This is a genomic window from Alcanivorax sp. NBRC 102024 (genome assembly GCF_001602235.1).
In the GTDB taxonomy this organism is placed as follows: domain Bacteria; phylum Pseudomonadota; class Gammaproteobacteria; order Pseudomonadales; family Alcanivoracaceae; genus Alcanivorax.
Genome location: NZ_BDAS01000003.1, coordinates 96,050 through 109,735, shown reverse-complemented (window position 1 = coordinate 109,735; position 13,686 = coordinate 96,050). Strand labels below are relative to the sequence as shown.

General features: G+C 57.7%; 14 protein-coding genes. 6 read left to right on the top strand and 8 right to left on the bottom strand.

Annotated features, from left to right (window positions below; all coding sequences use genetic code 11):
- Nucleotides 1–2: 2 nt before the first annotated feature.
- The 4 genes from A0251_RS06795 (at nt 3) to A0251_RS06780 (ending at nt 4,069) form a co-directional block, all read left to right on the top strand.
- Nucleotides 3–650: a hypothetical protein gene (locus A0251_RS06795; protein WP_062816106.1), complete on the top strand. Its 648-nt coding sequence runs from the start codon at nt 3–5 to the stop codon at nt 648–650.
- 134 nt (nt 651–784) lie between these two features.
- Nucleotides 785–1,837, top strand: coding sequence for a protease SohB (gene sohB / locus A0251_RS06790; RefSeq protein WP_082810790.1), 1,053 nt, complete (start codon nt 785–787; stop codon nt 1,835–1,837).
- 168 nt (nt 1,838–2,005) lie between these two features.
- Nucleotides 2,006–2,995 (top strand): YhdH/YhfP family quinone oxidoreductase, encoded by a 990-nt coding sequence (locus tag A0251_RS06785; protein ID WP_062816105.1) that lies wholly within the window; start codon nt 2,006–2,008, stop codon nt 2,993–2,995.
- A gap of 117 nt (nt 2,996–3,112) precedes the next feature.
- Nucleotides 3,113–4,069, top strand: a complete 957-nt coding sequence (locus A0251_RS06780; protein WP_062816104.1) for a zinc transporter ZntB — start codon at nt 3,113–3,115, stop codon at nt 4,067–4,069.
- A 35-nt stretch (nt 4,070–4,104) separates the two neighbouring features.
- On the opposite strand, the gene A0251_RS06775 is transcribed toward A0251_RS06780, so the two are convergent.
- The 3 genes from A0251_RS06775 to A0251_RS06765 form a co-directional block, all read right to left on the bottom strand.
- Entirely contained in the window at nt 4,105–4,596 is a 492-nt protein-coding gene (locus A0251_RS06775) for a DUF934 domain-containing protein (RefSeq protein WP_062816103.1), read from the bottom strand.
- The gene (locus A0251_RS06770) at nt 4,589–6,235 is read right to left on the bottom strand and encodes a nitrite/sulfite reductase (RefSeq protein WP_062816102.1); all 1,647 of its coding nucleotides are present in this window, start codon (nt 6,233–6,235) and stop codon (nt 4,589–4,591) included. The genes A0251_RS06775 and A0251_RS06770 overlap by 8 nt, the downstream gene beginning before the upstream one ends.
- Before the next feature lie 180 nt (nt 6,236–6,415).
- Nucleotides 6,416–6,649, bottom strand: coding sequence for a DUF2970 domain-containing protein (locus A0251_RS06765; RefSeq protein ID WP_062816101.1), 234 nt, complete (start codon nt 6,647–6,649; stop codon nt 6,416–6,418).
- 201 nt (nt 6,650–6,850) lie between these two features.
- Between A0251_RS06765 and nfuA the strand changes: the two genes are divergently transcribed.
- Nucleotides 6,851–7,447 (top strand): Fe-S biogenesis protein NfuA, encoded by a 597-nt coding sequence (gene nfuA / locus A0251_RS06760; protein WP_062816100.1) that lies wholly within the window; start codon nt 6,851–6,853, stop codon nt 7,445–7,447.
- A 153-nt stretch (nt 7,448–7,600) separates the two neighbouring features.
- On the opposite strand, the gene A0251_RS06755 is transcribed toward nfuA, so the two are convergent.
- From A0251_RS06755 to A0251_RS17705, 3 genes are all read right to left on the bottom strand, one after another.
- On the bottom strand, nt 7,601–8,392 hold the full coding sequence (locus A0251_RS06755) for a M48 family metallopeptidase (protein WP_062816099.1): 792 nt from the start codon (nt 8,390–8,392) through the stop codon (nt 7,601–7,603).
- Nucleotides 8,389–8,598: a hypothetical protein gene (locus A0251_RS17380; protein WP_156478257.1), complete on the bottom strand. Its 210-nt coding sequence runs from the start codon at nt 8,596–8,598 to the stop codon at nt 8,389–8,391. Before A0251_RS17380 ends, A0251_RS06755 begins: the two co-directional genes overlap by 4 nt.
- Nucleotides 8,599–8,667: 69 nt before the next feature.
- Nucleotides 8,668–10,089, bottom strand: a complete 1,422-nt coding sequence (locus A0251_RS17705) for a haloalkane dehalogenase (protein ID WP_197461871.1) — start codon at nt 10,087–10,089, stop codon at nt 8,668–8,670.
- Between the two features lie 89 nt (nt 10,090–10,178).
- Here A0251_RS17705 and A0251_RS06745 point away from each other — a divergent pair, with 89 nt between their 5' ends.
- Nucleotides 10,179–10,502: an SET domain-containing protein gene (locus A0251_RS06745; RefSeq protein ID WP_062816097.1), complete on the top strand. Its 324-nt coding sequence runs from the start codon at nt 10,179–10,181 to the stop codon at nt 10,500–10,502.
- A gap of 39 nt (nt 10,503–10,541) precedes the next feature.
- Here A0251_RS06745 and A0251_RS06740 read toward each other — a convergent pair whose 3' ends face one another.
- Nucleotides 10,542–11,219, bottom strand: coding sequence for a pseudouridine synthase (locus A0251_RS06740; RefSeq protein ID WP_062816096.1), 678 nt, complete (start codon nt 11,217–11,219; stop codon nt 10,542–10,544).
- Nucleotides 11,220–11,310: 91 nt separating this feature from the next.
- On the bottom strand, nt 11,311–13,683 hold the full coding sequence (lon, locus tag A0251_RS06735) for an endopeptidase La (RefSeq protein ID WP_062816095.1): 2,373 nt from the start codon (nt 13,681–13,683) through the stop codon (nt 11,311–11,313).
- Between the last annotated feature and the right edge of the window lie 3 nt (nt 13,684–13,686).

The following is a 13,686-nucleotide window of genomic DNA, read 5'->3' as shown; positions in this document are numbered from 1 at the left end:
CAATGAATTACACACTCGCGCCTCTGGTAATTTTTATTTTCAGCCTGGTGTTCGTATTGCTGGGCGCCTGGGTGCTGCTGCGACAGCAATGGCTGCTGCAATGGCTCAAAGGCACAGCCGGCCTGCTAATGGTGGGGCTGGCCATTTATCTCAGCCTGTTTGCCCTGAATATCTACGGTTATCGGGAATACGCCCAGGAAGTCTCCGTAGCCACAGTGAGCTTCCGCCAGTCAGGTGATCAATCCTTTATCGCCACCGTGACCCGCACGGACGGAACCACCGAAGATTTCCGCCTGAAAGGCGATCAATGGCAACTGGATGCCCGCATCATCAAGTGGAAGATGCCATTCAGCCTGCTGGGCCTGCAGCCGGGCTATCAACTGGATCGCATCTCAGGCAGATACTATGCCCTGGAAGATGAACGCTCCCGTGATCGAACCGTCTACAGTCTCCATCGTGACCCGGTGGGCATTGATGTCTGGGAAATGGCGCGAGAGGGCTGGAGCCTGCTGGTCGATGCCAGCTATGGCAGTGCCGCCTATTTGCCCATGGCTGAAGGGGCCTTGTTTGAGGTCAATGCAGGTCCCACTGGATTGGTCGCTCGTCCCATGAACGGCAGCGCCCAGCAGGCCATCTCCGGCTGGGATTGAGGTTTTCCGTCACCACAGGCCCTCCCTGTGGTGACTGCCATACCCCATTGGGGCTCTGTTAGGTAGAATCACCCCACTTCTTTTCATCTGTCGATATTGGGCAGGTGCCAATCCCACGGACAAGCAGGTAACCAGTGATCGCGTTTTTATCCGAATACGGCATGTTTCTGGCCAAGGTTGCCACCCTGGTGGTGGCAATCTTGTTTGTGATCGGCGGCATCGCCGCCACCGCGTCCCGTGGCCGGCAAAAGGCCGGCCAGGACGGGGAGCTGAAGGTGCGTCACCTCAATGAAGAATTCGAGGACCTGAAGGATTCCCTGGAGGCAGAGATTCTCCCCGAGGCCCAGCGCAAGAAAGCGCACAAGGCAAAGCGCAAAAAAGAGAAACTGGAGGCCAAGCAGAAGAAAAAGGCCGGAACGGAAGACAAGGTGGAGCCGCGTCTGTTTGTACTGGATTTTGATGGCGATGTGCAGGCCAGTGCGGTGGATCATCTGCGCCGTGAAATCAGTGCAGTGCTGCAGGTTGCGACCCAGAATGATGAGGTGCTGGTACGGCTGCAGAGTCCGGGTGGGCTGGTACACAGCTATGGATTGGCCGCGTCGCAATTACGCCGTATCCGCAATAGTGGCATCAAACTGACGGTCACCGTTGACGAGGTGGCTGCCAGTGGCGGTTACATGATGGCCTGCATTGCTGACCGCATTGTCGCTGCGCCATTCGCCGTCATCGGTTCCATTGGCGTGGTTGCCCAGATTCCCAACTTCCACCGGTTGTTGAAGAAAAACGATATCGACGTGGAGTTGATGACCGCTGGTGAATACAAGCGGACCATGACCATGCTGGGGGAAAATACCGAAAAAGGCCGCGCCAAGTTCCAGGAAGAACTGGAAGAGACCCACCAGCTGTTCAAGTCCTTTGTCCGCGATAACCGCCGTGGTCTGGATCTGGACAAGGTGGCCACCGGCGAGCACTGGTTCGGTTCTCAGGCCAAGGAGCTGGGCCTGGTCGATGAGATCATGACCAGTGATGAATTGTTGCAACTGCGGCAGAGTTCCCATGCACTCTATCAGGTACAGTGGGAAGCCAAGCGCAAGCTGGGAGAGCGACTTGGATTCTCCCTGGAGAGCAGCCTGCAGCGTGCTGTGGAGAAATTCTGGCACCGTGGCAGTCAGCGCCAGATTCATTAACGCTTAGCCTTAGCGAGTTATCCCGTGTTGTAGGGGCGTCGCTGGCGCCGCGATAACCCGACAGTCACGAGAGACGAGCAGCGAGTTTCGAAAACCAAAACCTGGAAGTCGAAAAAGTCAGGTTTTCGCTGCTCGCTCCCCGTCTCTCGCAACGCAAAGGAGTCGACCATGAGTTTCCAAGCCTTGCTGACCCGTGAAACCGAGAACGGCTATGAAAACGCGGTTGAAGAACGCGAACTGGCCGATCTTGGGGAGGAGGGTGTGCTGGTGCGGGTGCACTGGTCATCCCTGAACTACAAGGATGCCCTCTCCGCCACCGGCAACAAGGGCGTCACCCGCCAGTTCCCTCACACGCCGGGGATTGACGCGGTGGGTGTGGTGGAGGAAACCTCTGACGGCCCGTTCAGTGTGGGTGATGCCGTAATCTGCACCGGTTATGACCTGGGCATGAATACGGATGGAGGTTACGGCCAGTATATCCGTGTGCCGGCCGAGTGGTTGGTTCCTTTGCCCGAAGGTCTGGCTCCCCGTGATGCCATGGTGCTGGGCACCGCTGGACTGACCGCAGCCCTGTGCGTGGAATCCTTGCTCGATACCGGCCTCAATCCGGACCAGGGCCCGGTGTTGGTAACCGGTGCCACCGGTGGTGTGGGGAGCATCACTGTGGCCATCCTGGCCAAGTTGGGCTTTTCCGTCAGCGCCGTCAGTGGCAAACAGGCATCCCATCAGTGGCTTCAGTCCCTGGGCGCCAGTGAGGTGATTGACCGCGACCGTTTTCTGGAAAATACCGGCAAGCCCATGCTCAAAGAACAATGGGCCGGGGCCGTGGACTGTGCCGGTGGTGACATGCTGACCACGGCACTGAAAAGCCTGAAGTATGGTGGCTCTGCCGCCTGCTGTGGTCTGGCGGCGTCCCCCAAGCTGGAAATGACCGTATTACCGTTTATCCTGCGCGGCGTGAACCTGCTGGGTGTGGACAGTGTTGAGCTGCCCTGCGAGATAAAGCAGCAGATGTGGCAGTTGCTTGCGGACGAATGGATGCCCGCGGATCTGGCTTTGCTGGAAGCGGATGAGGTAGCGCTTGATGGCGTCAATGCCTGGGTGGAAAAAATCCTTCAGGGCGGTGTTCAGGGGCGTGTCGTGGTGCGGTTGCCTTGATTCATTGATGTGGTGCCAGTGAAAGTAAAAAAGCGCGGATTACCGCGCTTTTTTATTTGTCTGACGAAATCTGCTCACGCATTCTATGGGTAACAGAACACAGGGGCATAGGCCGCAATGAGTGACAACAACTGGCTGAAAACTGCACTTCAGTTGACCGGAAACGGGGGCGCACAGCCACTGGACCCCCAGCAGCAACTGGCTGACACCACGGGCTACTGGGTTCACCTGGATTATACCCGGGAAGAGAGTGAGCAGTGGCTGCAGAACGAAGCCGTTCCCCAAGCCGTCATAGATGCCCTGACCGCCGCGGAAACCCGTCCCCGGGCATCGGAAGTCGCCGGGGGCGTGTTGGTGTATCTGCGGGGTGTGAATCTTAACCCGGGGGCACGGCCGGAGGACATGATTGCTTTGCGCATGTGGGTGTCACCGGGAGGATTGATCAGCACACAGAAGCGCACCTTGCTCAGTGTCGAGGCGGTCCGGAAGACTCTGGACAGTCAGCAAGGGCCGGAATCCATTAGTGCGCTGGTGGCAGAGTTGATCGACCAACTTATCTGGCGAATGGAAGAGGTCATTGAGAATCTTGAGCTGGAGGTGGAGGCCTGTGCCCAGCAGCTGGAGGAATCGCCCACCGCCAGCCTGACGTCACATTTGAGTTTGCTGCGTCGCCGGGCGATTACCCTGCGGCGATACCTGGCGCCACAGCGGGAAGCTCTGATCAAGCTGCAGAACGAAAGTCTCTTTGCGGCAGCCGATACCCTGTTGATCCGTGAAGCCACGGACAGGCTGCAGCGCTTGCTGGAAGATCTGGATGCGGCAAGAGAGCATGCCACGCTGCTTCAGGAAGAAGTGTTCTCGGTACAGAACGAGGCGATCAATGATCGCATGTATCTGTTGGCAATTATTTCGGCTTTATTTTTGCCGTTGGGGTTTCTCACCGGCCTGTTCGGCATCAACGTGGGCGGTTTGCCCGGTGTCGAGGATCCCAATGCGTTCTGGTGGTTCTGTTCCGGTGTCGCAGTGATTGCCCTTGGAGTGGGTGTCTGGATGCGAAAACGCCGCTGGTTGTAACCAGCGGCGTTTCAGAATCTACCGTCAGAGCCTGATCAGGCCCGTCGATAAATTGGTCTCGGGTCGTTCACGTCAGCCTGGTAGGTGACGCTGAAGTCCTTGAGGCCTTGTAGTGCTTCTTCAATATTGCGATCTGCACGAACCTCGAAGGCATTGAATCCGCAACGGGTCATGTAGAACAACTGGTCACGGAGTACGTCGCCAGTGGCACGCACCTCACCGTCAAATTTGTAGCGGGTACGCAGCTCCCGGGCGTAGGAGTAGCCGCGTCCGTCCTTGAAGGCAGGGAAGTGGATTGCCACCAGCGGCAAAGCGGCAAGGTCGTCTTCAAGGTCTTTCGGCTCCTCGCCGGGGGCCAGCCAAACCGCCACGTCGCCACGGGCGATCAGGGCTTCGCGATTTTCCTGCCAGTAGGCCAGCGGCACAATGATCTTGCCCTGTGCCGGGACGCCATTTTCCAGCGCATCTGTTTCCAGACGCTGCCACTGGTTGTCCACGATGGCGCCATCGATGATCAGCTTACCCATAGATGCGCTCCTTGAACGGTTCCATGCCAATCCGCTCGTAGGTGTCGATGAACGGCTCGTTTTCGAGGCGTTTTTCCACGTAGAGCTTGATGATGTTTTCTACCACATCGGTGATCTGGTCAGACTCGAAGGACGGGCCCAGTTTCTCACCCACCCGGGATTCCCTGTCACCACGACCGCCCAGGGTGATCTGGTAAAACTCCTTGCCTTTCTTGTCCACGCCGAGAATGCCGATGTGGCCAATGTGGTGATGACCACAGGCGTTCATACAACCGGAGATGTTCAGGTCTATGGGGCCGAGATCGTGAACATAATCCATATTGTCGAAGCGGCGCTGGATGGATTCCGCCACTGGAATGGATTTGGCGTTGGCCAGGGCGCACAGATCGCCGCCGGGGCAGGCGACGATATCGGTGATCAGACCCAGGTTGGGGGTGGCGAAACCCAGGGCATCCAGGGCTTTCCATAGGTCGTAGAGATCCGAGGCAGCTACATCCGCCAGCACCATGTTCTGCTGATGGCTGTTACGCAGCACCCCGAAGCTGTACTGGTCTGCCAGGTCGGCGACGGCTTCCAGCTGCTCATCGCTGATATCGCCGGGAATCCGACCGGTTTTCTTCAGGGTCAGGGTCACCGCACGGTAACCGGCCTGTTTGTGCGCACGGGTGTTGGTGTGATACCAACGATTGAATGCCTTGTCTTCGGCCAGTTTGCTGTCCAGGGCTGCAGTGTCCACTGCCTGGTAGGCCGGAGCGGTAAAGCAGGACTGGATGCGCTCCACTTCTTCCCGGGTCAGCGTCATGGGGCCATCTTTCAGCTCGGCGAACTCCTGTTCTACCAGTTCCCGATACTTGTCGGCACCCAGGGCTTTCACCAGGATCTTGATGCGCGCCTTGTACTTGTTGTCCCGGTTACCGTACTTGTTGTACACCCGCAGGATGGATTCCAGGTAGGGCAGCAGATCCTGCCAGGGAACAAACTCGCCGATCAGCGAGCCCGTCATCGGGGTACGGCCCAGGCCACCACCGGCCCAAACCTGGAAGCCGGTCTCTCCGTCGGCACCGTGAACCAGTTGGACACCGATGTCGTGAACGCCAATCAGGGCCGGGTCCGCATCGGGCACCGCATTCACGGCAATCTTGAACTTCCGTGGCAGGTAGGCGAACTCCGGATTGAACGTGGACCACTGGCGAATGATTTCACACCAGGGGCGAGGATCTTCAATTTCCTTCGGGTTCACACCGGCGAATTCATCGGTGGTGATGTTACGGATACAGTTGCCGCTGGTTTGGATGGCGTGCATCTGCACCTCGGCCAGCTCGGCAAGAATGTCCGGCACTTCCTCTACGGACGGCCAGTTCAGCTGAATGTTCTGACGGGTGCTGACGTGGCAGAAGCCCTTGTCATAGGTGCGCACAATATGAGCCAGACGGCGCAACTGACGGCTCGCCAGTAAGCCATAAGGAACGGATATGCGCAGCATCGGCGCATAACGCTGAATATAGAGGCCGTTCTGGAGACGCAGGGCGAGAAACTCGTCTTCGCTCAGTTCTCCAGCCAGATAACGACGGGTCTGGTCGCGATACTGCGCAACCCGCTCTTCCAGCAATCGCTGGTCATGTTCCTGATAGACGTACATGGGACCGATTCACCGTCCTTTATGCTTGAACCCGAATCCATGGCAAATCACAGATTCGGGTTAGAATTCAACAGGTAAGCGCCTCCCTCGGGGGAGGGAGAGCGGCACTCTAACAAAGCGCCCTTATAGTGAAAAGAAATATCTTGGCATATCGCTATAACGGCGGGCCATTAAAAGGGCTTACTTTGCGGCGGCGTCCAGCACCATATTGACCGTGACCACCATGCCGATGACCAGTGCCAGAACCAGCACCACATAGACACCGATATAGTTCCCGGCATCGCCCTTGGTAAAGTCGCGCTCGCGGTTTTTGGCGCTCTGGACCCCGAACAAGGCGGCCAGAATACTGCTGATGGTCTGAATCAGGGTGGGTTTCTTGTCCTGATTGGCGGGGTTGTGATGTTGCTCGGACATGGAAAATCCTGCGTTTTGGCGTTGGGCTAAACGTTGAAGCTACTGGTGTCTATTGTACGCTTGCCGGGGCCCGGGTAACAGCGCAGAAAGGTAGGGTTGAATTCGCTTCACAACGGCACCATTGCAACTGGGGAGTACCTGACTAAAATAGTCAGGAAAGCATTACCACCCCCAGGTGGCCATTCATCCCGAACAGGAATCATGATGGCAGAGCAGTTGATCAACATTACCGAAACCGCCCAGGACTACTTGCGTGACCTGTTGGGCAAGCAGGATCAGGGCAATATCGGCGTGCGCATTTTTGTAGAGCGTCCGGGTACCCCCCATGCGGAGTGCTGCATGGCTTACTGTCCGGAGGGTGAGCAGGAAGAGAGCGACGTTCGCTATGACTACGAGGGCTTTCATGCCTGGGTGGAAGGCAAGAGCGTGCGCTACCTGGAAGATGCGGTGATCGACTACAAGAAAGACAGCATGGGCGGCCAGCTCACCTTCCGCGCCCCGAAATCCCGGGTGCCTGACATCAGTGAAGATGCCAGCATTGAAGAGAAGATCAATTACGTGCTGTATGCCGAGATCAACCCCAACTTGGCAGCCCACGGCGGTAGCGTCCAGCTGCTGGAGCTGACCGAGGATAACGTGGCGGTGCTGGAGTTCGGTGGCGGCTGCCAGGGTTGCTCTGTGGTCGACGTAACCCTGCGAGATGGCGTGGAGAAGACCCTCAAAGAACGCGTGCCGGACCTGACCGGTGTCCGCGACAAGACGGACCACTCTGTCACGGATAACGCTTACTACAGTTAAAAGTGGCAAGTTCAAAGTTGTAACACGAGTAAGGCGATTCAATAGCCCGAAAGCAAAAAGGCCGCGCCCAAAGTCTGGACGCGGCCTTTTGCATTTCAGGACAGAGTTAACCTGTCCTGCGCGCTATTCACTGTTAACGGTTAATTGCTTTCCTCACCCACACTGCGGTTTACGACCCGCAGCCTGGGCCTGCTGATACAGCGGCATCACTTCCGGTATACGCGCGCGCAGACCTTCAATCCGGGTGGAATTGGACGGGTGAGTGGACATGAATTCCGGTGGCTCGTTCCCCCCATTGGCCGCGGCCATGTTCTGCCACAGGCCCACGCTCTCACGGGGATCGAAGCCGGCCTGGGCCATCAGCTGCAGTCCAATGATATCGGCTTCGGCTTCATGCTTGCGGCTGAAGGGCAGGGCGAGACCGTATTCTGCGCCCACACCCAGGGCTGCCATGATTCCCTGTTTCGCGGCGCTGTCCTGGCCCGCCAGGGCGCCCAATAGCTGCATGCCACTTTGGGTGGCATATTGCAGGGACATGCGCTCGTTGGAGTGCTGCGCTTGCACATGACCAATCTCATGGCCGATCACAGCCGCAAGCTGACTCTGGTTATCGGCCACTTTCAGCAGCCCGGTATGAACGCCGATCTTGCCACCGGGCAGGGCAAAGGCATTGGCACTGCCTTCCTGGAATACGGTCACTTCCCACTGCTGATTCCCATCCAGGGTGCTGGTGATGGCATTGCTGACGCAAAGGACATAATTCACTTCACGGCTGTTCTTGCTCTGGGGCTTTTCTTGCTTCATCTGGGCGTAGGCGGTGCTCCCCATCTCATCCATCTGGTCCGCTGGCATCAGCAGGAGCTGGTTGCGTCCCAGTGGTGAGGTGGCGCAGGCCAGCAGACCGGCGGTGAGGACGGAAACCGTGATCAAACGGCGACATTTCATTGTTCAGTTACTCCCATTCCCGCAGAAAACGGCGGGATACAAACATAAGCCAGCCTGCCCAGCCGGCGCTTCCGGGGAAGATGATAAGGCCAAACAGGGAAATTTCCCATGGTGCCGGGAGCCAGCATCAGCCCGAAGCCGGTAAAACCGGCTGATACCAGCAGGCCTGCAGCAGATGATATTTGGCCAGATTGCAGGCATGACATCAGCCTCTCCCGATGGTGCGGATCGATATACTTTTCTTTGGGGCGGCCGTTTGCCGGTATCAGGGATTCTCATGGGGTATGTCCTGCTGTGGTTCGCTCCTGGTCCAGTAATTGCTGTTTCAACTCTGTGCCCCAGTAAAAGCCGCCCGCACTACCATCGGCACGGGTAACCCGGTGGCAAGGTACCAGTATTGCCAGGCGGTTCTTGCCCACCGCTTGCCCGACAGCCCGCGCCTGGCTGCCGATTTGCCGGGCAATGTCACCATAGTGCCGGGTGCTGCCGGCGGGGATGTCGAGCAAGGCGTGCCAAACCTGACGCTGGAATGAGCTTCCGCACAGATGCAACGGGGCGTGCGAGGTGCCCGGGTTTTCCAGGGCCGAGAGCAGTGCAGGGGTCGGCTGCTCGTTAAGGCACGCATCCGGAAAGCGCTGCTTCAATCTGGTCACAGCGTCGTCCTTGTGGTCACAGAAATCGAAATGGATCAGGCCATGAGGCGACTCGGCGACCAGGGCGTTGCCGTAACCGCTTTCACCGTAGTACCAGGTCAGTGAATCCGCATAATCATCGGACTGATAAATCCGGTGAGCGGCTGACGCGGGCGGTTGCCCAGTGTCAGTTTGTGCAGGGGGTTGAAGCCATTGCCCGATCGCCTCGGCGATGGCCTTGGGGTTATCTTCCTGCACATAGTGTAGTCCGCGTCCGCAATCGGAAATATCCAGATTGGGGATCTGGTCCAGCAACCAACGGATACGAGCCGGGCCGAGTACTGCGCCAGGGCGAAAACGCAATAAAAGCATGGGCTGCGACATGCGACTGAGGCCCTTTTCAATCTGCTCGATGGCTTGCCAGGTTTCATCCTGACGATCATTGATCGGCAACTGGTTGGGCCAGACATACACCGGATAGCGGGACTCGTGCTGACGGAAAGGACGTTGATAGATACGTCTGACACTGCGTGGCAGATGGCGGATAACCCCGAAGGGCAGCACCATCCTGACAAACAGGTTACGGTTGATGATCAGAAACCGGCCCAGCCGTTCCTGCCGAAAGGCAAAGAAAACGGGCCGCAAGGGCAGGGGGAATTCATCCCAGTCAAAGGTGAACGGGAAGGTTTCCATAAAACACAGACGGCTGACCTTCCCGGGATGCTGTTGAGCCAAACGGAATCCCAGCGGACCGCCCCAATCGTGCAGAACCAGGGTGATGTCGGTGAGTGCCAGGGCGGCAACGAACTCTTCCAGGTACCGGTAATGGGTGAGAAAGCGGTAATCCAGGTCGGGCTGGTCACTTTTCCCGAAACCGATCAGGTCCAGGGCAATACAGCGGTATTTGCCGCGCAGGGGTTTGATGACATTACGCCACAGATAACTGGATGTGGGGTTGCCATGGATAAACAGAAGAAGCGGTCCTTCACCTTCATCGATGTAATGCAGGCGATGCCCATTCAGCGTGACGAAACGTGACTCAAATGGAAAATCCGCAAAACCCATGACATGCATCCCTTGCATCGAATTTTTCAACTGTTAGCGCTTTTCTGGCAAGATGCCATGGCCGTGTTATCAACGTAAAGTGCAAAAAAATGCCAAAACCCTACCTGCGTGACGATTTACTGGAAGTGCGCCGAAGCGCAGTCCATGGCCGAGGCCTCTTTGCCAGCCTGCCGATCAAGAAGGGGACCGAGCTGGGTCTGTGTAAAACCAAGCCTGCCAAAAAAGATGGCCCCTATGTGTTATCGCTGGATGACGAGGGCAATGAGCGCTACCGGGTGCTGTGCGATCTGCGTTTCATCAACCACGGCAAGAAGCCCAACGTAGCTTACTATGACGACCTGACCGTGGTGGCCCTCAAGTCCATCAAGCCCGGCGAAGAGCTGCTCCACGACTACGGCGACGATTGGGATTAACCGCAGGAGCTATGCGTAGGGTGCACCGATTGGGTCGCCTCAGAACGGGCAGGGCGAGGTGAATTCCTGCCAGAGCCCGGTCAGCGGGTGGTTGAAGGCCAGCCACTGGGCGTGCAGCAGCAATCTCGAGCTTAATGCCTCAATCTCCGGCGGCGCATACATGTCGCAGCCGATGATGGGGTGGCCAAGCTCCCGGCAGTGAATGCGCAGTTGATGGCTTCGGCCGGTGACCGGACTTAACGCCAGCCGGGTGCGGTTGTGGACTTCGTCCCGTTCCAGCACCTGGTAATGGGTCAGGGCGGGCTTACCGGTCTCGTAGCAGACTTTCTGCAGCGGACGGTTGGGCCAATCCGCGATCAATGGCAATTCGATGCTGCCCTGATCCTTTTCGACCAGACCGTGTACTACTGCCTGATAACGTTTCTTGACGGTCCTTTGCTGAAACAGCCGGCTCAATTGGCTTTGTGCCTGACGGGTCAGGGCGAAAACCATGATGCCGGAGGTATCCAGATCCAACCGGTGTACCAGTCGTATACCCGGATCCTTGATCGCCAGCCGTCTAACCGCACAATCCTTATTTTCCGGTGCCCGCCCGGGCACACTCAACAGAAAGGCTGGTTTGTTGATCAGCAGAACATGATCATCCCGGTATATTGTGCCGACCCGCTCATGGCAGGTGGGCACAATATAATAGGGTTTGTCGGCGAGGGAACTCATGAGGCAATTCGCCGTAGAGAGTCGCAAGTGTCGAGTGACGAAGCACCGGCCCGGTTTTGCCTTTCGCTATGCATTACTCGCTTCTCGCCACTTATTTTCCCCAGAGAATCGCAAACACGTCGTCATAACGGCTGGCGAAGTGCACGGTGAGGCCGGCTTTCAGATACTGGGGCAGCTCATCGAAATCACGTTGGCAAGCGTCCGGAAGGATTACCTCACGGATACCCACCCGCCGGGCGGCGATGACTTTCTCGCGGATGCCTCCCACGGCCAGTACCTGACCGGTGAGAGTCAGCTCGCCGGTCATGGCGACCTTGCGGGGCAGACGCTTTTTCAGTAACAGAGACAGCAGGGCAGTGGCCATGGTAATGCCTGCACTGGGGCCATCCTTGGGGGTGGCTCCCTCCGGCACATGAAGGTGAATGAAGGCCTCATCCAGCTGCTCCTCGCTGAGACCGTAATCCTTCAGATGGCTGGCCACGTAACTATAGGCAATCTCCGCGGACTCCTTCATCACATCGCCCAGCTGGCCGGTGAGTTTGAAACCGCGCTGTTTGCTGTGGACCAGGCTGGCTTCCACCGAGAGGGTGGCGCCGCCCATGGAAGTCCAGGCGAGCCCGGTGACCACTCCGACACCACGTTGGGTTTTTTCCGTCTGGAAGTAGGGCTGGCCCAGAAAATCCGCCAGGTTCTTGCCGGAGATACTCAGTTTCTTTTCCCCGGCGAGCAGTTTGACGGCCGCCTTGCGGATAATCTTGTTGAGCTGCTTCTCCAGATTTCGAACCCCGGCTTCGCGTGCGTAGCCCTCGACAATTTGCCGAAGTGCACTGTCGCTGATGCGAAGTTGTCCCGATTTTACGCCGGCACGTTCAAGGGCCCGGGGCCACAGATGCTGGCGAGCAATTTGCACCTTCTCTTCGGTGATGTAACCGGACAGACGGATCACTTCCATGCGATCCAGCAACGGCCCCGGAATACTGTCCAGCGTGTTGGCAGTACAGATAAACAGGGCGTGGCTCAGGTCCAGCCGTTCATCCAGGTAGTGGTCGAGAAAGTCCTGGTTCTGTTCGGGATCCAGGACTTCCAGCAGGGCCGAGGCCGGGTCACCCTGAAAAGACTGGCCCAGTTTGTCCACCTCGTCGAGCATGATCACCGGATTGGCGGTGCCGGCTTCCTTGAGTGCCTGCACCAGTTTGCCGGGCATGGCACCAATGTAGGTGCGCCGGTGGCCCTTGATCTCGGCCTCATCGCGCATACCGCCAAGACTGAAACGATAGAACTGCCGACCGAGGGCATCGGCTACGGATTTGCCGATACTGGTCTTGCCCACACCAGGCGGGCCCACCAGCAGAATAATGGAGCCTTTCACTTCACCACGCAGGGCGCCGACGGCCAGGAACTCGACAATACGATCCTTTACATCATCCAGACCACTGTGGTGCGCTTCGAGAATGCGGCGGGCGTGTTGCAGATCCAGGTTGTCGTCACTGTACTGCCCCCAGGGCACACTGGTGAGCCAGTCCAGGTAGTTGCGGGTAACGCCATATTCCGGGGAGCCGGTTTCCAGCACCGATAGTTTCTGTAACTCGTCCTCAAATCGTTTCTGTACCGATTCCGGGGGAGCCAGCGCGCTCATGCGCTCACGGAACTCCTCGGCTTCGGCGGTTTTGTCGTCCTTGCTCAGGCCCAATTCACGCTGGATGATCTTAAGCTGCTCGCGCAGGAAAAACTCACGCTGGTGCTGACTGACTTTCTCGTTCACCTCTTCGGAGATCTGGCTTTGCAGGCGAGCGACTTCCAGTTCTTTTTTCACCAGGGTGAGCACTTTTTCCATGCGTGGTTTCAATGGCACGGTTTCCAGAATGGCCTGGAGCTCCGAACCATTGGCACTGGTCAGCGCTGCGGCAAAGTCGGTAAGCGGTGACGGTTCGCTGGGGGAAAAGTTCTGCAGATAGTGCCTCAGCCCCTCATTGTAGAGAGGGTTCAACGGCAGCAGTTCACGAATGGTATTGATGATGGCCATGCCAAAGGCGCGGATGGTTTCATCCGCCTCGGCGCGGGGTTCCGGGTAGCTGACCTCGGTCATGAAAGGCCGCTTGCGGTTCAGCCAGTGCTCAATTCGGAATCGAGTGGTGCCCTGGGCCACCATCTGGAACTGGCCGTTCTCCTCATTGAGGGCATGGACCTTGACCAGGCAGCCGTATTCCGGGAAATCCTCCTGGGTGACCGTATTCGGGTCCTTGTCGCCCACGTAGACCAGGCCCAGAGACTGGTGGGGTGTCTGGCTCACCCGTTCCAGGGTGGCTTGCCAGCGTTCCTTGTCCAGCATGACCGGTTGCACGAGCCCGGGCATAAAGGGGCGATGCTGCACGGGGATCAGGTATATTCGCTGGGGTTTCAGCTGGTCGGGCAACGCCAGGCTGCCCGAGGATTGCTCAACAGTATTGGTGTTGTCTTGGCTCATAGT

Excerpts from the sequence above, each read along its gene's own strand:
- A0251_RS06795 (WP_062816106.1), top strand. The coding sequence starts at position 3 with ATGAATTACACACTCGCGCCTCTGGTAATTTTTATTTTCAGCCTGGTG.
- A0251_RS06785 (WP_062816105.1), top strand. The coding sequence starts at position 2,006 with ATGAGTTTCCAAGCCTTGCTGACCCGTGAAACCGAGAACGGCTATGAA.
- A0251_RS06780 (WP_062816104.1), top strand. The coding sequence starts at position 3,113 with ATGAGTGACAACAACTGGCTGAAAACTGCACTTCAGTTGACCGGAAAC.
- A0251_RS06775 (WP_062816103.1), bottom strand. The coding sequence starts at position 4,596 with ATGGGTAAGCTGATCATCGATGGCGCCATCGTGGACAACCAGTGGCAG.
- A0251_RS06770 (WP_062816102.1), bottom strand. The coding sequence starts at position 6,235 with ATGTACGTCTATCAGGAACATGACCAGCGATTGCTGGAAGAGCGGGTT.
- A0251_RS06765 (WP_062816101.1), bottom strand. The coding sequence starts at position 6,649 with ATGTCCGAGCAACATCACAACCCCGCCAATCAGGACAAGAAACCCACC.
- nfuA (WP_062816100.1), top strand. The coding sequence starts at position 6,851 with ATGATGGCAGAGCAGTTGATCAACATTACCGAAACCGCCCAGGACTAC.
- A0251_RS06755 (WP_062816099.1), bottom strand. The coding sequence starts at position 8,392 with ATGAAATGTCGCCGTTTGATCACGGTTTCCGTCCTCACCGCCGGTCTG.
- A0251_RS17380 (WP_156478257.1), bottom strand. The coding sequence starts at position 8,598 with ATGTCATGCCTGCAATCTGGCCAAATATCATCTGCTGCAGGCCTGCTG.
- A0251_RS17705 (WP_197461871.1), bottom strand. The coding sequence starts at position 10,089 with ATGGGTTTTGCGGATTTTCCATTTGAGTCACGTTTCGTCACGCTGAAT.
- A0251_RS06745 (WP_062816097.1), top strand. The coding sequence starts at position 10,179 with ATGCCAAAACCCTACCTGCGTGACGATTTACTGGAAGTGCGCCGAAGC.
- A0251_RS06740 (WP_062816096.1), bottom strand. The coding sequence starts at position 11,219 with ATGAGTTCCCTCGCCGACAAACCCTATTATATTGTGCCCACCTGCCAT.
- lon (WP_062816095.1), bottom strand. The coding sequence starts at position 13,683 with ATGAGCCAAGACAACACCAATACTGTTGAGCAATCCTCGGGCAGCCTG.